Below are 20,994 nucleotides of genomic sequence, written 5' to 3'. Positions count from 1 at the left end.
GAAGACAAGTTTACTAAATGATTTTACTTAGATAATTTCCAAAATTCGGGTTTACTGTTATCTTTTAAGAAATTTGGAAATTGTCGGTTAGGTATCAGGAGGAGTAATGAAGCAGAAGTCGAATTTAAGTGGTAGAGAGGTATATGTGGTAGATGGATGTCGAACCCCATTCCTAAAAGCAAAAGGAGTTGGACCTTTCACCGGATCAGATTTGGCGGTGGCAGCTGGAATGTCATTATTAAACCGCTTGCCTATTTCTCCTATGGATATCGATGAGGTTATTATCGGTTCCGCTATGCCAGGTCCCGATGAAGCAAATATAGCTCGAGTAATTGCTTTACGTTTGGGTTGTGGAGAGAAGGTGCCGGCCTTCACAGTGATGAGAAACTGTGCTTCTGGTATGCAAGCCCTTGATAATGCCGCATTGCAAATTGCTAATGGTCGCAGTGACCTTGTATTAGCAGGAGGTACTGATGCCATGAGCCATGCCCCCTTATTATTTAATGAGAAGATGGCTGCCTGGCTAGCTCGTTGGTATAGCGCGAAAACCGTTGGTCAACGATTCGGTTTAGTCTCTCAATTCAGACCCTCCTATCTTGCTCCGGTTATTGCTCTGCTTCGTGGTCTCACTGATCCAATCGTAGGTATGAACATGGGGCAAACGGCTGAAAAAGTTGCCTATCGTTTCAATATTACACGTGAGCAAATGGATGAATTTGCTAGCGAAAGTCATCAACGCATAGCACAAGCCTACGTAGAAGGAAGAATGGATGAAGTAGTACCCATTATTGATAATAAAGGCCATGTTTATCCACAAGATGATGGAATTCGTACCGATTCAACAGTAGAAAAGTTAGGAAAATTAAAACCATTTTTTGATAAAAAATACGGTATGGTGACTGCGGGAAATAGTTCTCAGATCACTGATGGTGCTTGTTTATTGTTACTTGCGAGTGCTGAGGCGGTCAAAAAATATGGTTTACCGGTAATTGGACGTATTGTCGATTCTCAGTGGGCAGCCCTCGATCCAGCGCAAATGGGTCTGGGACCTGTTCATGCAGCCACTCCCATTTTACAACGCCATCATTTAAAACCTGCAGATTTAGACTGCTGGGAAATTAATGAGGCCTTTGCTGCTCAAGTACTTGGCTGTTTAGCTGCCTGGGATGATGCAGATTATTGTCGGACGCAGTTAGGGTTAAAACAAGCAATGGGTGCTCCATCGCTTTTGCAACTTAATAAAGAGGGTGGTGCAATTGCTGCTGGCCATCCGATTGGAGCTAGTGGTGCTCGCATTGTGTTGCATGTTTTGCAGTCACTTAAACAACATGGTGGAAATCATGGTATGGCTGCCATTTGTATTGGTGGCGGACAAGGAGGAGCAATGTATCTAGAACGTGTGACCGAGGTGAAAGAACATGAGCAACTATAAACATTGGGAAATGCAACAAGATGCAGACCATATCATTTGGTTAGGGCTTAATCGCAAAGATGTCACGGTAAACGTTATTAACGATGAGGTTTTAGATGAACTAAATGGGCTTTTACAAGAAGTCGCTCAAATTCCAAATGCGAAAGGTCTAATCATTTATTCAGCCAAAGAAAAAGGATTTATTGCAGGTGCTGATGTTCATGTGTTTACTCAATTCAAGAGTCCAGCAGGAGTAGTGGATTTTCTAAGAAAGGGCCAAGCTGTCTTTTCTCGTTTAGAAGCGTTAACCATCCCAACAGTGGCGATGATAAATGGTTTTTGCATGGGAGGCGGTTTAGAGCTTGCTCTGGCCTGTGATTATCGTATCGCTACGGATGAGAAAGAAACTCGCTTGGGTTTACCTGAGGTTTTCTTGGGCATTCACCCTGGTTGGGGGGGAACAGTCCGACTCCCACGTTTAATCGGTGGATTTGATGCTCTTTCTAAAGTAATTTTAACCGGAGCTCCTATTGCTTCAAGCAAAGCTAAGCGTTTGGGATTCGTTGACGACGTCGTGCCGTTAAGACAATTGAAGCGTGCTGCAGTTTATTTTATTGAAAATAAACCTCCAAAACATAAGCCCGGAATGCTGCAAGCCTTGACTAATTATTCTTGGGTTCGTTCCATTTTGTCACCAATACTTCGTCATCAGGTTGCAAAACGTTTGAGCAAGAAACATTATCCAGCTCCTTATGCGATTCTTGATTTGTGGGACAAGGAAGGCGGAGTCGGGGAACGTGCTTATTTGAAAGAAGTTGATTCAGTAGAGCAACTAGTGAGTAATGGAGATGCTACTGCGAATTTGATTCGAGTTTTTCTATTACGTGAACGGCTAAAGAGTTTTGCTAAAGACAGCGATTTTAAAGCCCACCATGTGCATGTTATTGGGGCTGGAGTAATGGGGGGAGATATTGCTGCTTGGTGCGCATTACGTGGAATCCACGTCACTTTGCAAGATAAAACCTACGCTCAAATTGCACCTGCGCTGGGCCGCGCGTATGCTTTATTTAAAAAGAAGCTTCATCAACCACGACTGATACAAGCAGCGATGGATCGTTTAATTCCTGATCCAGATGGGCATGGAATTGCACGAGCCGATGTTGTTATCGAGGCGGTGTTTGAAAACCTTGAAGTCAAACAATCAATCATGAAGGAAGTTGAAGCGAAAGCGAAAAAAGATGCGATCATCGCTACGAACACCTCAAGTATTCCATTAGATGAAATTAGCCAGATAATGAAGGATCCAACACGTTTAGTAGGCATTCACTTCTTCAATCCTGTTGCTAAGATGGAATTAGTTGAAGTCGTCAGTAGTGCAAAAACAGCGAAACTGATTAGTCAACGTGCTTGCGCATTTGTTAATCAAATCGCTCGCTTGCCCTTACCGGTGAAATCAAGTCCAGGATTTTTGATTAATCGGGTGTTAATGCCTTATCTCATGGAATGTGTACAATTACTTGAGGAAGGTTATAGTGGTGAAGAAATTGATGAGGCAGCAAAATCATTTGGAATGATGATGGGGCCTGTTGAGCTAGCCGATACAGTGGGTATGGATGTTTGTCTCGCTGTTGCCGAAAATTTAACCGCGCATTTTGGAGGTACAGTTCCACCAAAATTACGAGAAATGGTTAAAGAAGGCAAGCTTGGACGAAAAACGGGGCAAGGATTTTATCGCTATAAGAATGGTAAACCCATTAAACGAAAGCTAAGAAGTACTAAGTCAGGAAAGGATATCACTAATCGCTTGATTTTACGGATGGTCAATGAAGCAGCTTCCTGTTTGCGTGAAGGAGTTGTTGCCGATAGCGATTTGTTGGATGGTGGAATGATTTTCGCAACTGGTTTTGCACCATTCCGTGGAGGGCCGATGAATTATGCTAAGCATTTTGGTCATGATAAACTCAATGAAGTTTTTAGCAAACTAGAGGCGCAATATGGCGAGCGTTTTAAGGCCGATGCGAGTTTGTAATCTATTGGTTAATTTAATCTACTGATATAAAACCCCTCCTCATAGTCGAATGGGCAGGGGTTTTGCTGCAAATATGAATTATTTTTAGCTTTAATCTGAATATTTCAATGTTTCAAACAAGCTGTTTTCAAGTTCTACTGTGATGTTTTTTTATAATTGCTTCATCTCCACCTGGTCGATTAGTCATTGCCAAATAATAAACAATAAAATTGTTCAGATATCGAACAGGAATTCCTAAAAATTAACTCAATACAAACCTTCTTGGCGCATAATAAGTTTTTACAAAAAAATAAATTCCATAGGCTAAAACTAAAGTAATAAAACTACCTATTAGATCAATAACATAATGCCAGCCTAGTAAAACACAGGAAGCGATTAATAGGATATTTAAGGGGAACAATACAATAAAGAGAATAGGCCAGCAACGGCTTAAATAAAGACAAAGACAAGCCCAAATAACATGAAAAGACGGCATGGCAATCATCCCGCCATCAAGCGTGGAGGGAGGGATATGGCGATGAATTTCGGCAAATTTAACGCCAGTCGCATACTGCTCGGTAACAAAATAGGGGCTTTTCATAAAACTTGCAGGACCCATAGTTGGAAAGAAATAGTAAAATGAAAACCCTAGCAGTGCAGTAAGAAAAAGAAGTGAATAATATTCGTGCAGATAAGAAAATTTACGCGCAAAAATCATCACGAAAGGTAGGTAGGCCATCTGATACGACAAGCTATCATAACTTAGCTTTAGCATATTGTTCAGCCATGGAATGCGAGCTGCCCAAGCCATAATCGGTTCTAAGTGGACAGAAAAAGCTTGATCAATCGAAATCAATTGTTCGTCAATTGGATTAAAAGGTGTCAGTTGAATGGCATTAGTGGCGTTGGCGATCACTGAAATGACGAGGAAAAAATAAATCAATTCTCGAATAATTTTAAAGTAGTTACTGTTTGTATCAAAGAGTAGGTAGGTTCCCAGCAAGGTCAAAATTAAAATGATTCCCATGCCTGTCATTTGAGGAGGAAAATAATTATTACCTGGAAATTGATAGACATAATAATTAAGGACAAATACTATAGTTGACAAGACACTGATAATAACTGCTAGTATTAGATTGAAGTATTTGGTGGAATCTACCATTATCAAGTTAGTTATTCTGCTTCACTATTTTGTTGTTTTTGCTTAATTGCTTGATAAATTTCTTCACGGTGCACTTCAATTGATCTTGGAGCTTTAACACCAAACTTTACATTTCCATGCTCTAAGGTCTTAAAAGCGACTATCTGAACAAGTTCCCCTTTAATACAAACTGTCATCGGTACTTCAAACGGGATGGTCACGATATTCATGTAAAAACCTCTTTTGTTTTTAGTACGTTATATCGTATGGGCTAGTTAAATGCAATGCTTTTGCCTAAGAAGGTTTTGAGTTAAACGCTAGTCAAAAACAGTTATTTTTCAAAGTAATAAGGTTAAAGTTTGCTACCCTACTGAAAATCAGTTAATATTGTTCGTTTTTTAAACCTTGCCTTACCTTTTTACGAAGGAAGGCTTAATCCACAAGGAGAAATGATGAGACATTACGAAGTTGTGTTTCTAGTTCATCCCGATCAAAGCGAACAAGTACCAGCAATGGTTGAGCGCTATGAAGGGATCATCAAAAAGCATGAAGGTCTAATCCATCGAAAAGAAGATTGGGGACGTAGACAACTCGCTTATACAATCAAAGAAGTGCACAAAGCACATTATATTTTGATGAATATCGAATGTAACCAAGCTGCGCTTGATGAGCTAAAGAATGCATTCAAATTTAACGATGCAATTTTAAGACATCTAATTATCAATCAAAAACACGCGATTACTGGTCAATCAGTGTTAATGAAAAAAGAAAAAGATGAACGAGCAGCTTAAGAGGAATAAATAATGTCAGGATCATATTTTCGTCGAAAAAAAATGTCGCGTTTTAGTGCAGATGGCTCAGTAGAAATCGATTACAAAGATACAAATCTGCTTAAAAATTACATTACTGAAACCGGAAAAATAGTACCAAGCCGTATTACAGGTACTCAAACTCGATGCCAGCGTCAGTTAGCAAAAGCCATCAAGCATGCACGCTTCCTGGGTCTGTTACCTTACTGTGATAGCCATCGATAATAATGGCTCGCTTAGGCGAATTTTTAGGTAAACAAGGTCGGTTTCTATTAGAAAATGACCAACTTGCTTTATTGTACATAGCGGTCTTAGCTTTGATACCGTTTGCAGCATGGTTATCAGCAGCAATTATTGCGCTGATAACTTTGCGAAAAGGATGGGCAGAAGGCTTTAAAGGACTCGTAGTTGCTATTATGGCACTACTTGTTTTGTCATTAATGTCTACCTCTTTTTCAGCTGCGGTAATTACTGCTGTGATTACTTTTTTACCATGTTATCTGACTGCAGGCATTTTGCATTCAACAACGAGTTGGAAAACCGCCGGATTTTTTATAGTCTTGCAAACGTTGTTGATTATTGTTCTGGTCCATTGGTTGGTTCCTGAGTTTATTAATAACCAATACCTATATGTCCAAGCAATACTCAAAGAGCTAGAGCGTGAAGGCTCAGATACTTCGGTTACAAGTTTGTTAAGTAATAACGAAGCAGTAAATAAAGTGGTTATAGCTAATTATTTACTAGGAGTTCAGGCTGTCTCTGTGCTTTTATCAGCACTAGCTTCTTTATTATTAGCTCGCTCTGTGCAATCCAGGTTGTTTTATCCTGGAGCATTTAAGCAAGAAATGGTGTCATTTCGGGCGTACGGTTTGGGTGTGATTTTGTTGTGCGCTGCCATAATGGGCGCTCATAAGCACATTCCTCTGGCCATTAGTTGTTTACCGGTACTTGCTATCTATTATGTATTTGCCGGCCTTAGTTTGAGCTTTAATGTTCTCGCTAAAGGTAAGGGAATTGGTACTTTGCTATTGTTGCTGGTTCCATTAATTTTGCTACCATTTGTCATATTACCTGTATATGTCATTTTTGGTGCTTTAGATAGTTTGTTTAATTTCAGATTACACCTGTCCTCTAATACAGGTGGTAAATAAATTAAGGGGTAATAAGATGGAAGTTATTTTATTAGAAAAAATCAGAAACCTAGGAAATTTAGGGGATAAAGTTGATGTAAAAGCAGGCTACGGCCGTAACTTTTTAATCCCTCAAAACAAAGCAGTATTTGCTACCGAAGGAAATATTGAACGGTTCGAACAGCGTCGTGCTGAACTTGAGAAAAATGCACAACAATCATTAGCTAATGCTGAGCAACGAGCTGCTAAGCTGAATGATATAACGGTTGTAATCTCTGCAATGGCAAGTGACGAAGGCAAGCTTTATGGATCGATAGGTGCTAATGAGATTAAAGACGCATTAGTTGCTAAATCTATTGATGTAAGTAAGCGTGAAATCGTTATGCCTGAAGGTCCTATTCATTCTGTAGGTGATTTTGCTGTTGAAATTCACGTGCATAGTGATGTTGTTGCCAAGTTGCAAGTGCAAATCGTTTCAACGAAGTAAGCATTAAAAGTAGGTTGGGCCAAGGCCCAACCTTTGCATCAGTTTTTCCATTTGATATTACAGCCAAGGCTAGGTTTTTGTTCGCATTTAATTGGTTGATCGATAAGCAAGCAATCTAAGGCTTTACGAATAGAACTACCGGTTACTTCAATTTGATTGCCTGGGCGAGAATCATCAAGTTGTCCTCGATAAACAAGCACAAGATTAGCATCAAAAACAAAGAAGTCTGGTGTACAAGCGGCCTGATAAGCTTTGGCTACCTCTTGGGTTTCATCAAAAAGATAAGGAAAAGGATAGCCTTCTTCTAAGGCAGTTTTTTTCATATTTTCCGGTGAATCATCCGGGTAATTTTCAATGTCATTAGAATTTATGGCAATAAAGTTAACACCCTTGGGTAAATAATCATTTGCTAATCGAGTAAGCTCCTTACTAACATGCTTAACGTAAGGACAATGATTGCAAATAAACATGACTACAGTCGATTTTGCTTCATTAAAGCTGCTTAACTCTTTTTTCTCATTACTGATAACATCAATTAAAGAAAACTGCGGAGCATAAGTACCTAGTGGCAGCATGTTTGAAGGTGTTTTGGCCATAAAAAAAACTCCTGTATATCAATAAAGATTCTATCAGTAATCAATAGAAAATTAATTTATAAATCGCAATTAATGCAAATAATGTATTAAGAATAGCCCATAGTAAAGTGATTAGTTTACCCCGATAGGCACAATGAAAAGCATAGATAGCAATAGAAAGACCACCAAAGAAGAAGATCCATTGGTTTACATAGGAAAAACCCACAGATAGAAAGGCAATACCTGTAATACCTATTAGAAGAAAAATATTATTTAGTTGTCCGCTTAAAAGATAAAAAATAAGCAATTGTAAAGACAGTAGAACAGGCAATGCGATTTGCAAGGTATTATTAATATGCAGCAGAATCGCTCCATGCCCTGCAATAAGTATCATTTCCAGCGCGATAAAATAAAGAAGCCTGAAATGTAGCGAGGTAAATAACAATAATGTGGAGCCGATAACATAATAAATTTGAGCGGGCATTTGTGTTAGGCCATAGAGCAATATGCTGGCACCAATTATCCCGCTCAATATAAATAAGCTATCTTGTACTTTAGTAGTTACCAATGTAAAAAGATTCCTTTAGCAGCTGCTTCATTAATAACTTCGGATTGCGCTTTGTTAGTCGAAACCCAATAGTTACCCATATTGCTTAATGCAAATTTAACCCGAGGATACTGGCAAACCTCCAATACGTCCTGGCAGTTTACTTTGACATTACTATCATTTTCTTTTACAAAACATTGAAAATGTAAATGTTCTACATCTGAAGCAAATGCTGACCAATTAGTAGGGTCAATCTTTGTGGTAAGTGGCGGGCTCATAAAGACTTCATGCGTTTCAAAGCGTTGCATTTCAATGGGGATATTACCGCGATTTTGAATGAGGTAAAAAGTTTGTCCTCCAGTTTCATTAATAATGAGATAGTTGTCATTAAAACCATATCCAGTCACTTCACAGCCATGTGGAAAAATATTATTAGCAGCAGCCGTGCTACTAAATAAAACAGTCATTGCAAATACTGGCATGATCTTTTTACAAAATGACATGTGAGTGAGCCCCTCTATCAATATTAAAATGGCGTATTCTAATAATATCTGCGGTAAAAGGGAATAAATTACTGAGGCGTTTATTATTTAATCTCATTATTTTTAAATTTAAGCATGTTGAGTGTTATCCAATCAACACTAAATTAATAGGTTGAGTTTTGCACTCATTCTCTATGAGCAGCAATTCTTGACTTAATCATCGGTGAATAGGTTCTATAAACACTTAGTATTAAATAGACAATGACGTAACCAATTGATAGCGATAACCAAAATCCATCTATATTTGGATAGCTCCAAAGTATAATTGCTGAGCTAATCCCATAAATGGCTGAAAAACTATGCATTACAATTTTCAAAACCTTTGATTCAGTAAGATAATCCAAGCGCGAAGGATATACATATTTTACTGGCACAAAAATTAAGATGCATAAGATGGTTAGAATCCACGCATTTGTATTCATTGAAGTATCAAAAATGAACATATAAAATACAGCGATGTTCCAGTAACAAGGAAAGCCTTTAAAAAAATGATCCGCAGTTTTTGCATCTGCTTGGCAAAATTGATAAGAGGATGTAATAACAATCGCTATAATTATGAATACCAAATAGCCTTGCGGCAGCATATCGGGCTTCACGAAAAGGAAAAAACAGGGCGTGATGACATAGTTTAAATAATCAACAATATTATCAAGCAAGGCGCCGTCAATATTAGGTAAAACTGATTTGACATGTGCCAATCTTGCAAGTGAACCATCTACCGCATCGATAAATACAGCAATACCCATGAACCAGAGTGCTTGCACATAATCATGCTGGTAAATCTTTATAAGAGTGAGTATTCCAAAACAAGCAGCACTTGCTGTAAACGCGTGTACAGCCCAAGCAACTAGGTATTGAGCAGGGAGGTAGCCTAGTTTTTTCTTCGTCATAGATTTCCTAATGTTATTCAACCCAGAAAGGATTAGCAAAATAGTAACAACAATCAAAACTTATGTGCAAGAATACAATATACCCACGCGACTTCAAAATGCTATTTTTAATTGATTGCTTTTCTGTCCTCAGATGTTTTTATTTTGCACATTTAAATTGAAGTAGAACTTGCGTCCCAGTAGCGATGAGGTAAACTTAAAAATACAGACTAGTGGATGATTAAAATGAATATAAACACTGTTAATCCTGCTACAGAAACTGTTTTAAGATCTTATCCAATATTGAGAGAAGGAGAAATAGCTGCATTGATTGATGCAGGCCATCTCACTTATTGCGTTTGGCGAAAAACGCCTTTTTCAAAACGCAAGCAACTCATGCTAAAGCTAGCGAGTTTACTTGAAGCGAATAAAAAAGATTTGGCTGTGCTAATGGCCAACGAGATGGGTAAGCCAGTTCAATTAGGTGAGGCTGAAATCGAGAAATGTGTTTGGCTTTGCGAACACTATGCTGAAAATGCCGAAAAATATTTGCAGCCGAGAGCAATTAAAACTGAGATGAAGAAAACGATGGTCTGTTATCAACCTCTTGGTATTGTTTTCGCCATCATGCCATGGAACTTTCCGTTTTGGCAGGTATTGCGCTTTGCGGTTCCCACTCTCATGGCCGGAAATGCCGCAATACTAAAACATGCAGAAATATCTACCGGCACGGGTAATGCCATTGCCGATTTATTTCACGAGGCAGGGTTTCCCGAGCATTTGTTTCAACATTTTGTTTTAAGCAAAGAAATGGCTGCGAAAGTGATTGAAAATGATAAAGTTATCGCAGTGACCTTAACCGGCAGTGAGCGGGCAGGTTCTAGCGTTGCTTCTAATGCCGCCAAGCATTTGAAAAAGGCAGTATTAGAATTAGGTGGAAATGATCCCTACCTGATTCTTGCGGATGCGGATTTAGATCTAGCAGCAAATTGTATAGTTAAATCACGTCTTAGTAATTGTGGTCAGGTCTGCATCGCGGCAAAACGAATCATCGTGATCGATTCTGTTCGTGATGAATTGGTTAAGAAAATTAAGTCCCTAATGTCTACTTATAAAATGGGTAATCCTCTCGATACAAAAACTAATCTAGGACCGATGGCTAGCAAAGAATTGCGAAAAGCTTTGCACGAACAAGTACAAGAAAGTATAAAACTTGGCGCTAAATTAATGATAGGTGGGGAAATGCCCGATAACAAAGGCTTTTATTATCCTCCTACCTTACTGCTTGATGTACAAAAAGGTATGCCAGCTTTTGATGATGAACTGTTTGGGCCAGTTATAGCGATAATCTCAGTCAGCGATGAAGCTGAAGCAATTCGTTTAGCTAATCAAAGTCGTTATGGCTTAGGAGCTGCTGTATTTACTCGTGATGAAGAACGTGGTGAACACATTGCTCAACATGAGATTGAAGCAGGTGCTTGCTTTGTAAATGCGTTAGTTGCTTCAGATCCGAGAGTTCCTTTTGGCGGAATAAAGCGCTCTGGATTTGGCAGAGAATTGTCGCAAGAGGGTATTTTGGAATTTGTAAACACAAAAACAGTTGCAATACAATAAATGATAATGCAGACTCCTAATGTTCAATTTATTTTCATTTCAGCTAACCAGCAAATGATGCATTGCTTTGAAAATGATAAACCTCACAAGTCCTATTTAGTCTCAACTGGAAAAAATGGTCTTGGTGAGAAAACGGGTAGTGAATGTACTCCGCGTGGTTGGCATCGAATCTATTCAAAGATAGGGATAGATGCTGCTCTTAACTCTGTGTTTGTCTCACGTGAATGGACGGGTGAAATCTATACACCTGAATTAGCAGCTCAATTCCCCGGTCGCGATTGGATTTTAACACGCATTATGCAATTGGATGGTTTAGAGGAAGGACGCAATAAAGGAGGTGACGTCGATAGTTTACGACGTTACATTTATATTCATGGAACGCCTGATACAACTGAATTAGGTAAACCGGGATCACGTGGATGTATTCGAATGCGTAATTCGGATTTAATAGAACTAATCGATTGGGTTGCGCTAGATACTAGAGTTTGTATCGAATGAATTACCATTAAAGGGAATCTCCCAAGGACCTCTTATTGAAGCCTGTCTGGCCTGAGTGGTTTTGTTTAATTTAGGGTATCTTTGGTTATAAATAATTAAAAATGGCGGTGTAAGTTGTGCCATAGAAGTATATAATGCGCGGCAATTTATTTCCATGCCTAAAGAGGTGAGTGAATGTCTTATAAGTTTGAAGAAGGCAAAGATTTAATTATTGAGGCTGTAGTTGAGAGGCTGCAACAAAAAATGAGTGCTACCCAAGCTCCATTTTGTGCTGAATTTGTTCGTCAATTTTACGGTACGGTTGCATTAGAAGATCTAAGAGAGTGGGATATTGATGATCTTTATGGTGCCGCAATTAATTTTTGGTCGCTGATTCAAAACCGAGCTCCTAACGAAACCAAAATTCGAATTTATAACCCAGATTATGAAAGACACGGTTGGCAAACTACTCATACCGTCGTTGAAATTATTACGGATGACATGCCCTTTTTAGTCGATTCATTAAGAATGGTGATCAACCGTTTAGATGTGGTTTCTCATCTCATAATGCATATGGGTAACCTACGAGTAAAACGGGGGAAAGAGGGTGAAATCACTGCAGTTTTACCGCGTAATGGAGAGAGCAAGACGAAAGATGTCATTGTCGAGGCTGCTATTCTAATTGAAATTGATAGACAAACTGATGCTTCTATTCTTGAAGATTTACACCGTAATTTTGAACGCGTACTTGATGATAACCGTGCGGTAGTCAGTGATTGGATGCCCATGCGGGAAAAAGTTAGAGCCGCGATTATCGAGCTGGAATCTATTTGCTCAGTTCTTGAGCCAAATGAGTCCGCAGAAACGATTGCTTTCTTGAATTGGATCGAAGATCACCATTTTACCTTCCTTGGTATGCGTGAATATGAATTGATTCAAAAAGGACAGGAAACGATTTTACAGCCTTTACCTGAAACAGGTTTAGGTGTTCTCCGTCAGAGCATGAGCAAGTCAAGTGCACGCAGTATTTCTGCGATGACTCCCGAGGCTAGAGAATTAACACTGTCAACTCGCGCCTTAGTGATGTCCAAAACTAATACAGAAGCGACAGTTCATCGCCGCGCTTATACCGACTATATTGGAATAAAGCGCTTTAATAAAAAAGGTCAAGTCATTGGTGAGTTGCGTATTATTGGTCTATACACCTCAGCAGCTTACAACACAAATCCTAAGCATATTCCATTTTTGCGACATAAAGTTGCCCTGATCATGGAAAATTCTAACTTAAATCCACGCGGCCATGCTGGGAAAGTCTTACTCAATATTCTTGAAACATTACCACGCGATGACTTAATTCAAGCCTCAGAAGACGAACTGCTTGAAATTGCTATGGGTATTTATTACATGCAAGAGCGTCGTCGTATTCGCATGTTTGCTCGCACGGACGTTTATCGCCGCTTTGTTTCTTGTCTAGTGTATGTGCCAAAAGATCGCTGGAATACCGAATTAAGATTGGCAATGGAAAGGATATTGAGGGAAAGTTTTAATTCTCACGAAATCAATTTTTCGACTTGGTTCTCTGAATCAGTTCTTGCCCGCATTCATTTTATTATCCGAATAAATCCGCATGATGATACGCAATGGGATTTTAAAGAGATTGAGCAGAAACTTATTGAAGTCGGGCGTACTTGGTCAGACGATTTACAACATTATTTGTTTGATACTTTTGGTGAAGAGAGTGCTAATCGCTTTTATGCAAAATATAAAAGCGTATTCCCTGTTTCTTATTCGTCTAACTTTTCACCTCGTACCGCAGTTTCGGATATTAAGCATATGGAGGCTTTATCCCTATCTAATCCTTTGGTAATGAATTTTTATAAACCTTTGGATGAGGAACCAGGAAACTTCCGGGTAAAAATTTATCAACATGACGATACTATTCCTCTATCTGAAGTTCTGCCAATCATCGAGCGTCTGGGAATGAAAGCGATAAGCGAAAGACCCTACGTCTTAAAATTTGATGATGATAGAAAGACTTGGATTAATGATTTTGCGCTTCAGTATAACCATGAAGGTAATTTTGAGATTGATGAAATAAAAGACTTATTTCAAAATGCCTTTGCTAGTGTTTGGTTCGGGCAGGCTGAGAATGATGGGTTTAATCAACTGGTTTTATCGGCTGGGCTAGATTGGCGTCAAGTGTCAGTTATGCGGACCTATGCTAAATATTTCAAACAAATCGGTTTTACTTTCAGTCAGGAGTATATAGAAACTGCCTTAAGTAATAATGCTCTCATTGCTAGAAAATTAGTACGACTATTTGAAATACGGTTTAACCCCACTATTAACGCGAATAGAGATGATGATTTTACCCGCTTAGTTAATGAGATTTTTACTGATCTGGATGAGGTTGCGAACCTTGATGAAGATAAGATTATTCGACAATATATCCAAGCGATTTCATCATCGCTTCGTACCAACTATTATCAACATGATAAGCATGGTAATTTTAAAAACTACATCTCCATTAAATTAGATAGTAAAGACATTCCTGGTGTACCCAAACCCTACCCAATGTTCGAAATTTTTGTTTATTCACCGAAATTTGAAGCGGTACATTTGCGCCGAGGAAAGGTTGCACGGGGTGGTTTACGTTGGTCGGATCGTAAAGAAGATTTCCGCACAGAAATTTTAGGATTGATGAAAGCCCAGCAAGTAAAAAATGCTGTTATTGTTCCAAGTGGTGCCAAAGGTGGCTTTGTGCCTAAGCATTTGCCAGTCAATGGAACTCGTGAGGAAATTTTAGCGGAAGGAATTAGTTGCTATCAATTATTTATTCGTGGTCTTCTTGATATCACTGATAACTATTTAGAAGATGGCATTATTAAGCCAGAGAATGTCGTTTGTTATGATGAAGACGATCCTTATCTGGTAGTCGCAGCAGATAAGGGAACCGCGACCTTCTCTGATATTGCCAATGCCATTTCTGCTGAATATCGTTTCTGGCTCGGCGATGCTTTTGCATCGGGCGGCTCTGTTGGGTATGACCATAAAAAAATGGGTATCACTGCAAAAGGAGCCTGGGAATCGGTAAAACGCCATTTCTACGAAATGGGAAGAGACTCACAGACCAGTGATTTCACGGTCGTGGGAATTGGTGACATGGCTGGAGATGTGTTTGGTAATGGTATGCTATTGTCAAAGCACATTAAACTACTTGCAGCATTTAACCATATCCATATTTTTGTTGATCCAGATCCAGATCCTAAAGTGAGCTTTAAAGAGCGTGAACGCTTATTTAATTTACCTCGTTCAAATTGGACTGATTATGATAAAAAATTAATTTCTAAAGGCGGCGGTGTGTTTAATCGTAACGCTAAATCCATTAGCGTAAGCAAAGAAATGAAAGAGGCTTTTGGAATTAAACAATCTGCCATCGAGCCCAATGAATTAATTAAAGTCATTCTTAAAGCAAAAGTGGATTTATTGTGGAGTGCTGGTATTGGCACTTTCATCAAGGCCCAAGATGAATCGCATGTGGATGTCGGCGATAGAACGAATGATGCGATTCGAATCAATGGTAAACAATTGCGATGCAAAGTAGTTGGCGAGGGTGGTAATCTCGGCTTAACTCAACTGGCTCGTGTTGAGTATGCCTTAAACGGCGGACTTATATATACCGACTTTATTGATAACTCAGCGGGTGTAAATTGCTCCGACAAAGAAGTTAATATCAAAATTTTGCTCGATAGTATTGTTAGAGCAGGGGATTTGACCGAGAAACAACGTAATGAATTACTAGGTGAGATGACTGATGAGGTTTCCCAATTAGTCTTGCGTGATAATTTCAACCAGCCACGCGCGATTAGTGTAGCCGCTTCACAAGCACCACGCTTGATTGAAATTCATGCACGTTACATTCATGAATTAGAGCGCAGTGGTAAATTAGATAGAACCTTGGAGTTTTTGCCTGGTCAAAAAGTTTTAATGGAGCGAAAGTTACAAGGCAAGGGATTAAGTCGTCCAGGTTTGTCGGTCTTGCTGTGTTATAGTAAAACGAGCTTGAAAGAAGAAATTTTAAACTCAAATGTTCCAGAAGATCCTTTTTTCAAAGAGATCTTGGAAAACTCTTTCCCATCAGTGCTGGCCGAGCGTTTTCCAAAGCAGATGCAAAATCATCCTCTAAAGCGGGAAATCATTGCCACTAAATTAAGTAACATCATTATTAATGAGATGGGCTTTACATTCATATATCGCCAACAAGATGAAACAGGTGCTCCAGTTTCTGCCATTGTTCGTGCTTATATGATTGCCAGAGCTGTGCTTGGTTTGGATAAAATTTGGCAGGATATTGATGCTTTAGGTACAGCAATTACCGCTGAAAAGCAGATCGAATTGACGATGCTTTATCTGCGCTTACTAAGACGAGTAACTCGCTGGTTCTTACGTACTCAACGCATGCGTTTAGATATTACTAAAGCAGTTAAACTTTACTTACCAGGTATGCGTGAGTTGAAAAAGTCCTTACCTGAAAAGTTTGGAGAAAAGAATAGTAGCCAATACGATAATCATTACAACCAATATAAGGAGTTAGGTATCCCTGATCATTTAGCTCATGAGTTATCGTTAACTCGTGCACTATTCTCTGCGATGGATATTATTGAAGTAGCTCATCAAGTGAATATGGACGTAGGCAATGTTGCGGAAGTGTATTTTGGAATTGGTGAATACTTAGATCTCTCTTGGATCCGTTCACAAGTCATTGCACATCCTACTGATAATCATTGGGAATCTTTATCAAGAGAAGCCTTACGTGATGATTTGGATTGGCAACAAAGACTGCTCACCGCAGGAATCATAAGTTTTGATGGTAAGAAAAAAGATTTCCAGAAAGGATTCGAAGCCTGGTCAGAAAAAAATTCTGCCTTAATTAGCAGATGGCATGAAATTCTAAGCGATCTCCGTTCAAGTTCGACGCTGAATTATACGATGTTCTTCGTTGCTATTCGGGAATTACTTGATTTAACGCAAACTACAATTCAGATGTCGGAAAAAGAGGTGGCAAATTAATTGTGATCAGGTCTAATTCCCTATGAACAAGATCATGGACCCCGCGGCCAAAGTCGCGGGTTTCGATTAAGCATGCTGCAATCAAGCCAATCTCGTGAGGAGTTTTAATGAATGAACAAGAAGTTAGTTACTCGGGTGGATTTAAGTTTCTTCATTGGCTTATTGCTTTAGTTGTTATATTGATGCTTGTCGGTAGTTATTTTCTTGAAGATCTTCCTGCACAATACCGAGGAACTGCTTTTATGCTTCATAAATCTGTTGGCATTAGCGTCCTCTTTTTAATGCTTTTTCGCCTAGTTTGGGTATGGCGTAAAGGAAAACCATCATTACCCGTTTCTGTTCCTCTTTGGCAAAGAATTCTTTCCCGCACGGTTCAATATGCCTTGTATTTTTTCTTGATTGCCATGCCCTTATGTGGTTGGATAATGGCAGTAGCGTCAAATAAAGCACCTTATTTTTTTGGTTTGTTTCAACTTGGTTTACCGGGGATTGAACCTAATCAGGCTTTATCACATCTGATGAAAGAAACACATAATACGATTGCTTGGGTGATTATCGTCCTAATTGCGCTTCATATAGCTGGAGCAATTAAGCATCATTTTATTGATAAAGATAAGGTAGTTCAGCGTATGCTTAAGTAAGTTGGGCCAAGGCCCAACTTAAGATTATAAGCAATTACGGGATCATGGAGATAGAGTCATGGAAAGCACTCGCTAAGTCACTGTTAGAAATAAGTTGATCTCCCTTCACATCTCGATTCCAAAAGGGAACAGGCTTAGACTGCTGCGTACGAGGAGGTCTACTGTTATCTTCATATTGTGATGTCTGGCTGACGACGGTGGGTTCTATTTCTCCTCGGTCATCAAGATTGTAATGAAGCTGGCCATAGTCCTTACTCAACTCAGTATGTTCCTCTTTCTTAGTTGCTAGCATACTATTTAAAGTTTCATAGCTATCACAGTCTTGTATCTTTTCTACCACGTCTTTAGCTAAAGTTAATTTCTCATCAGAAAGCTCGGTTATTCTAAAAATAGTCGTGAGTATTTGTTGAAGCCAAGTTGTGCGTGCTTGAATATAGGCCAAAAAGGGTTGATAAAACTTTACTTTGTCTGCACGAGTTAAATCGGAGTTTTTTCGTAAAGATGAAGTCTCATGTTGGTATGCCAACCTTAGGTCTTTAATAAAGTAAGCTGTGCTAGTAAGCAAATCTGTCGCTTGACTTTTAAAAATATTTCTAGACCTAGTAATGGTAGATTCATGATCGGTCTTCCACTCATCTATTATCTCAGGAATAGTGCGGACCTCATCATGTTCACTCTCTAAAAGCATCTCTTTCAATTTTTCTAAAGCCTCAATTTTATCTTGTGCGCTACGTTGAAACCAATTCGCTGGTGAGCGAAATTGTTGAATGTGTCGATCAATCTCAATAATGACTGCAAATACAGGATCTTCAACAATAAATTTTTCTCGTAATGTTTCTCTTAAACTTTCCTCGAAGCGTTGTTCTCTATCCCCTATTGGTGAACTCTCATCCTCATTTGCAAAATCACTAGCTTGCTTATAATCTTCAATTGGTTCAATGTCTAAGGAATTCTTTACTCGTTCTAATCTTGCTTTTAAAAGTTCCTCATTCTCTAATCGTTCTGATGATTCGAGTAGGGAGTGGGTGGGTTGCTTTGCGCGGGCGGCTTTAAAAGCATCAACATATGGTTTCAGAGAAACAGCTTCTGTATTTATACCACTTCGATACAAAATTTTAGCTTCTTCAACAATTTTATTAAGTTCTCTTATTGATAAATGTGTCATTTTTACTTCCTTAAAATAGCTCGATTTTTATTCGAGAGGCATTGTACCTTACAAGCCGTGAAAATATAAAGTTATTTATTATTTGGTGTAAATGCCCTTTTTTTGATTAGCAACTTATTGGCTCAAGAGAAACCACGTCCATTTGTGACTCCATAAGCACTTGATTCGGATGCTCAAAAAGGATGCTCACTGCTACTATATAGCGATTATTTTCCAGTGGACAATAGTCAATTAATTCACCAATTTCAGCCTTACTATCCGGGGTAAATAGTTTTTTCCCTGCAGTTAAAGTTTCACTAGTTTCAATGGTAAATAGCTTTAATCCATATTTGAGGGTGGCTCTATAATGTGTGCGAGCTACAATCTCTTGACCTTTATAACAACCCTTATCAAAACTTAAATGACCCGATAAGTGCAGATCAATACGATGCGGTAGAAATAAACCTCTTGTGTCAGGATAAATCTGGATACGCTTACAAGCTAATTGCAACTGATGCCAAACTAGTGAACCACGAAATTGCTGATGCTCAATAAAAGGCTGTATCAATGAAGCGTTCAGCTCTTTTTTAATCAAAAGAATATAAAATTGATTATCCAAACTGTAACAGCAACTTAGTTCCGTACTATTAAGAGCAAGCGGAGTTGAGGGCAGGGGGGTATTCGCCGGTAATAAATCCTTCGGATTACTTAAATAAAAACCATATATTTGATAGTCAGTGCTAGCTTCTAATTTAACTCGGCTAAGCATTGCTGATTTGGTCAATGAATGCTCAGTTGCAGCGAGTAAATCGCTGGCTAAGATTAATTGCAAACCCTGCCAATTGAGTACATCAAATAATGCGAGTACGCGTCCCTTCAAATTACACATTGCTCCTTGTTGTATCGTAGAAGCAGAAACTTTGTGGACATCGCAACTGATCTGTCCTTGCAAAAATTCCTCAGCGCGTTCACCAGTAATTTTGAGTGAGCTTAGGTAAGAAAGATCGAATAAATAATTCTTATTGTTTTCTATATTAAGCTCCTCATCTAATGATAAGAAAGTGGTGAGTGATCGATTATTGACTAAATACTCTGAAAAATTCATTTTTTAGGTTCCAAGCATTAAGATTGCGAATGGAGTGAAGTTTAGTGTAACATCGCCCTGTCTGACAATTGGATAAGTTAATGATTAGTTCTTCAGAAAAAGCAAAATTCTTATGGCATTGCCGGCGTGGTATGCTTGAACTGGATTTGATTCTGAGACGTTTTGTCGAATCTCAGATTGATCATTTGACCCCCCCACAAATCGATACCTTCGAAGAATTACTTCATTGCACCGACCCCGAATTATTTAGTTGGTTAATGGGACACGAAACGCCCATCGACAAGGAGCTAGCGGATTTTGTTGAATTTATTAGACTGCAAGATAAAGTTAGCTAGATCTACTGACTATGCTAAACTGGTTCTGCTCATTTATCTGAGCTCATCTTTGCTTTTATTTTATTCCGCATGCCCCCTGTTTTTAAAAATCACGATTAGTCTTTTGCTCCTTGCAAAATGTTTTCGCATTATCACTCACCCAATACCCCATCCGAACTATTTAATGCTGAGTTATAAAGAGCAATGGCTGCTCCTTGATAAAAATCAACAAACACTTAGCTACGATAAAGCGAGGGTGGTCATCGACACGGGTCTTTTCTTTCTTCTCGAGTTAAGTGGCGGAGCCAGGAAGAAATTAATCGTTATATTTCTAGATCAGATCGATGAGCATAACTATAGGCTATTAAATATTATTAAAGCAACCCAGCATAATGTCGACATATAGTTAAATAATTATTCAATTTACGAAGGCGTATCCGATGTTTACCACATAGGAGCCGGTTAGCTATGGAAGACTTAGAACACTTAAAAGAAGAACAACTCGTTGATTTGGCTCTAAATGGGGAAGGTCCCGCAATAAATCGTTTAATATCTTGCTATCAAACAAAAATTTTTTTACAAATAAGAGCGCAAGTTGCTGATCATTCAATTGCACATGATTTACTACAAGAGATCAATATAAAGGTTTTTCGCTATCTACCGCAGTTCAAAGGACATTCTAGTTTTGAAACCTGGTTATATCGAATTACTCAGAATACGATTAAAAATTATTATCGTGTCATCAAGTTTGAGTTTGATAATGCGCCCACTCAAAAGATGCTTGAAACCATCAATGAAAATAATACGCCCGAATCTAATTTGATAGGACTGCAATTGGGGCAGAGCATAGATAAAATTTTTACAAGCATGCCTAATAAATTACAACATTGCTTTAATTTATATGCGATTGATGGTCTTAGTTACGAAGATATTGCTAAGCATCTTAATTGCCCTTTAGGGACCGTGCGGTCTCGCATTCATCGAGTAAGATCAATTTTGATCGAAAAACTTAATCAACCATTATAAATGTCGCAGATTTTATGTTACCAATTAATTCGGGATTGCAAGAAAAAGCTGTGTTAGAATGCAAAAATCGTAGCCAAAACTCAT

At 38.7% G+C, this 20,994-nt stretch carries 21 protein-coding genes; 13 read left to right on the top strand and 8 right to left on the bottom strand.

The annotated features are described in order from the left end of the window. Positions 1–106: 106 nt before the first annotated feature. Together Ldro_RS00460 and Ldro_RS00455 are read left to right on the top strand one after the other, a co-directional pair. Entirely contained in the window at positions 107–1,432 is a 1,326-nt protein-coding gene (locus Ldro_RS00460) for an acetyl-CoA C-acetyltransferase (RefSeq protein WP_058494456.1), read from the top strand. Next, positions 1,419–3,440, top strand: coding sequence for a 3-hydroxyacyl-CoA dehydrogenase NAD-binding domain-containing protein (locus tag Ldro_RS00455; protein ID WP_058494455.1), 2,022 nt, complete (start codon positions 1,419–1,421; stop codon positions 3,438–3,440). Before Ldro_RS00460 ends, Ldro_RS00455 begins: the two co-directional genes overlap by 14 nt. 241 nt (positions 3,441–3,681) lie before the next feature. Here the strand turns inward: Ldro_RS00455 and Ldro_RS00450 are convergent, their stop codons facing one another. Both Ldro_RS00450 and Ldro_RS00445 read right to left on the bottom strand, forming a co-directional pair. Beyond that, on the bottom strand, positions 3,682–4,527 hold the full coding sequence (locus Ldro_RS00450; RefSeq protein WP_162263958.1) for a phosphatase PAP2 family protein: 846 nt from the start codon (positions 4,525–4,527) through the stop codon (positions 3,682–3,684). A gap of 65 nt (positions 4,528–4,592) precedes the next feature. Continuing rightward, positions 4,593–4,790, bottom strand: coding sequence for a carbon storage regulator (locus Ldro_RS00445; protein WP_058494454.1), 198 nt, complete (start codon positions 4,788–4,790; stop codon positions 4,593–4,595). Positions 4,791–5,012: 222 nt separating this feature from the next. Between Ldro_RS00445 and rpsF the strand changes: the two genes are divergently transcribed. Genes rpsF through rplI form a run of 4 tightly spaced genes read left to right on the top strand, consistent with a single transcriptional unit; the run spans position 5,013 to position 6,986 of the window. Then, positions 5,013–5,351, top strand: coding sequence for a 30S ribosomal protein S6 (rpsF, locus tag Ldro_RS00440; protein WP_058494453.1), 339 nt, complete (start codon positions 5,013–5,015; stop codon positions 5,349–5,351). Between the two features lie 12 nt (positions 5,352–5,363). Next, positions 5,364–5,594, top strand: coding sequence for a 30S ribosomal protein S18 (rpsR, locus tag Ldro_RS00435; protein ID WP_058494452.1), 231 nt, complete (start codon positions 5,364–5,366; stop codon positions 5,592–5,594). A gap of 2 nt (positions 5,595–5,596) precedes the next feature. Further along, entirely contained in the window at positions 5,597–6,520 is a 924-nt protein-coding gene (locus Ldro_RS00430) for a DUF2232 domain-containing protein (protein WP_058494451.1), read from the top strand. A 16-nt stretch (positions 6,521–6,536) separates the two neighbouring features. Continuing rightward, positions 6,537–6,986: a 50S ribosomal protein L9 gene (gene rplI, locus Ldro_RS00425; RefSeq protein ID WP_058494450.1), complete on the top strand. Its 450-nt coding sequence runs from the start codon at positions 6,537–6,539 to the stop codon at positions 6,984–6,986. Positions 6,987–7,024: 38 nt separating this feature from the next. Here rplI and Ldro_RS00420 read toward each other — a convergent pair whose 3' ends face one another. The 4 genes from Ldro_RS00420 to pcsA all read right to left on the bottom strand — a co-directional run bounded on the left by Ldro_RS00420 (position 7,025) and on the right by pcsA (position 9,540). Further along, entirely contained in the window at positions 7,025–7,582 is a 558-nt protein-coding gene (locus Ldro_RS00420) for a thioredoxin family protein (RefSeq protein ID WP_058494449.1), read from the bottom strand. Between the two features lie 40 nt (positions 7,583–7,622). Further along, positions 7,623–8,129, bottom strand: coding sequence for a hypothetical protein (locus tag Ldro_RS00415; RefSeq protein WP_058494448.1), 507 nt, complete (start codon positions 8,127–8,129; stop codon positions 7,623–7,625). Next, the gene (locus tag Ldro_RS00410; protein ID WP_058494447.1) at positions 8,123–8,611 is read right to left on the bottom strand and encodes a hypothetical protein; all 489 of its coding nucleotides are present in this window, start codon (positions 8,609–8,611) and stop codon (positions 8,123–8,125) included. Before Ldro_RS00410 ends, Ldro_RS00415 begins: the two co-directional genes overlap by 7 nt. Before the next feature lie 164 nt (positions 8,612–8,775). After that, positions 8,776–9,540: a phosphatidylcholine synthase gene (gene pcsA, locus Ldro_RS00405; RefSeq protein ID WP_058494446.1), complete on the bottom strand. Its 765-nt coding sequence runs from the start codon at positions 9,538–9,540 to the stop codon at positions 8,776–8,778. A 225-nt stretch (positions 9,541–9,765) separates the two neighbouring features. Here pcsA and Ldro_RS00400 point away from each other — a divergent pair, with 225 nt between their 5' ends. The 4 genes from Ldro_RS00400 to Ldro_RS00385 all read left to right on the top strand — a co-directional run bounded on the left by Ldro_RS00400 (position 9,766) and on the right by Ldro_RS00385 (position 17,321). Continuing rightward, positions 9,766–11,133: an NAD-dependent succinate-semialdehyde dehydrogenase gene (locus Ldro_RS00400; protein WP_058494445.1), complete on the top strand. Its 1,368-nt coding sequence runs from the start codon at positions 9,766–9,768 to the stop codon at positions 11,131–11,133. After that, complete coding sequence (locus Ldro_RS00395; protein ID WP_420795398.1) at positions 11,134–11,631, top strand: L,D-transpeptidase; 498 nt, start codon at positions 11,134–11,136, stop codon at positions 11,629–11,631. A gap of 174 nt (positions 11,632–11,805) precedes the next feature. Continuing rightward, the gene (locus tag Ldro_RS00390) at positions 11,806–16,680 is read left to right on the top strand and encodes an NAD-glutamate dehydrogenase (RefSeq protein ID WP_058494444.1); all 4,875 of its coding nucleotides are present in this window, start codon (positions 11,806–11,808) and stop codon (positions 16,678–16,680) included. A 107-nt stretch (positions 16,681–16,787) separates the two neighbouring features. After that, entirely contained in the window at positions 16,788–17,321 is a 534-nt protein-coding gene (locus Ldro_RS00385) for a cytochrome b (RefSeq protein ID WP_058494443.1), read from the top strand. Between the two features lie 34 nt (positions 17,322–17,355). Here Ldro_RS00385 and Ldro_RS00380 read toward each other — a convergent pair whose 3' ends face one another. Both Ldro_RS00380 and ygfZ read right to left on the bottom strand, forming a co-directional pair. Then, positions 17,356–18,486, bottom strand: a complete 1,131-nt coding sequence (locus Ldro_RS00380; RefSeq protein WP_058494442.1) for a hypothetical protein — start codon at positions 18,484–18,486, stop codon at positions 17,356–17,358. A gap of 106 nt (positions 18,487–18,592) precedes the next feature. Continuing rightward, positions 18,593–19,570, bottom strand: coding sequence for a CAF17-like 4Fe-4S cluster assembly/insertion protein YgfZ (gene ygfZ, locus Ldro_RS00375; RefSeq protein ID WP_058494441.1), 978 nt, complete (start codon positions 19,568–19,570; stop codon positions 18,593–18,595). Positions 19,571–19,653: 83 nt separating this feature from the next. On the opposite strand from ygfZ, the gene Ldro_RS00370 reads away from it, so the two are divergent. The 3 genes from Ldro_RS00370 (at position 19,654) to Ldro_RS00360 (ending at position 20,910) form a co-directional block, all read left to right on the top strand. Continuing rightward, a complete protein-coding gene (locus Ldro_RS00370) occupies positions 19,654–19,905 on the top strand; it encodes an FAD assembly factor SdhE (RefSeq protein ID WP_193786628.1) in 252 nt (83 codons plus the stop codon). Next, the gene (locus Ldro_RS16445) at positions 19,868–20,290 is read left to right on the top strand and encodes a protein YgfX (RefSeq protein ID WP_162263957.1); all 423 of its coding nucleotides are present in this window, start codon (positions 19,868–19,870) and stop codon (positions 20,288–20,290) included. Before Ldro_RS00370 ends, Ldro_RS16445 begins: the two co-directional genes overlap by 38 nt. 62 nt (positions 20,291–20,352) lie before the next feature. Next, positions 20,353–20,910: an RNA polymerase sigma factor gene (locus Ldro_RS00360; RefSeq protein ID WP_058494438.1), complete on the top strand. Its 558-nt coding sequence runs from the start codon at positions 20,353–20,355 to the stop codon at positions 20,908–20,910. The last annotated feature ends 84 nt before the right edge of the window (positions 20,911–20,994 follow it).

The organism is Legionella drozanskii LLAP-1, from assembly GCF_001467585.1.
Classification (GTDB): Bacteria; Pseudomonadota; Gammaproteobacteria; order Legionellales; family Legionellaceae; genus Tatlockia; species Tatlockia drozanskii.
This window is presented reverse-complemented; position numbering and strand designations above follow the sequence as displayed.

Coding starts and splice junctions, on each gene's coding strand:
- Ldro_RS00460 (WP_058494456.1), top strand. CDS start 107: ATGAAGCAGAAGTCGAATTTAAGTGGTAGAGAGGTATATGTGGTAGAT.
- Ldro_RS00455 (WP_058494455.1), top strand. CDS start 1,419: ATGAGCAACTATAAACATTGGGAAATGCAACAAGATGCAGACCATATC.
- Ldro_RS00445 (WP_058494454.1), bottom strand. CDS start 4,790: ATGAATATCGTGACCATCCCGTTTGAAGTACCGATGACAGTTTGTATT.
- rpsF (WP_058494453.1), top strand. CDS start 5,013: ATGAGACATTACGAAGTTGTGTTTCTAGTTCATCCCGATCAAAGCGAA.
- rpsR (WP_058494452.1), top strand. CDS start 5,364: ATGTCAGGATCATATTTTCGTCGAAAAAAAATGTCGCGTTTTAGTGCA.
- Ldro_RS00430 (WP_058494451.1), top strand. CDS start 5,597: ATGGCTCGCTTAGGCGAATTTTTAGGTAAACAAGGTCGGTTTCTATTA.
- rplI (WP_058494450.1), top strand. CDS start 6,537: ATGGAAGTTATTTTATTAGAAAAAATCAGAAACCTAGGAAATTTAGGG.
- Ldro_RS00420 (WP_058494449.1), bottom strand. CDS start 7,582: ATGGCCAAAACACCTTCAAACATGCTGCCACTAGGTACTTATGCTCCG.
- Ldro_RS00410 (WP_058494447.1), bottom strand. CDS start 8,611: ATGTCATTTTGTAAAAAGATCATGCCAGTATTTGCAATGACTGTTTTA.
- pcsA (WP_058494446.1), bottom strand. CDS start 9,540: ATGACGAAGAAAAAACTAGGCTACCTCCCTGCTCAATACCTAGTTGCT.
- Ldro_RS00400 (WP_058494445.1), top strand. CDS start 9,766: ATGAATATAAACACTGTTAATCCTGCTACAGAAACTGTTTTAAGATCT.
- Ldro_RS00395 (WP_420795398.1), top strand. CDS start 11,134: ATGATAATGCAGACTCCTAATGTTCAATTTATTTTCATTTCAGCTAAC.
- Ldro_RS00390 (WP_058494444.1), top strand. CDS start 11,806: ATGTCTTATAAGTTTGAAGAAGGCAAAGATTTAATTATTGAGGCTGTA.
- Ldro_RS00385 (WP_058494443.1), top strand. CDS start 16,788: ATGAATGAACAAGAAGTTAGTTACTCGGGTGGATTTAAGTTTCTTCAT.
- Ldro_RS00380 (WP_058494442.1), bottom strand. CDS start 18,486: ATGACACATTTATCAATAAGAGAACTTAATAAAATTGTTGAAGAAGCT.
- ygfZ (WP_058494441.1), bottom strand. CDS start 19,570: ATGAATTTTTCAGAGTATTTAGTCAATAATCGATCACTCACCACTTTC.
- Ldro_RS00360 (WP_058494438.1), top strand. CDS start 20,353: ATGGAAGACTTAGAACACTTAAAAGAAGAACAACTCGTTGATTTGGCT.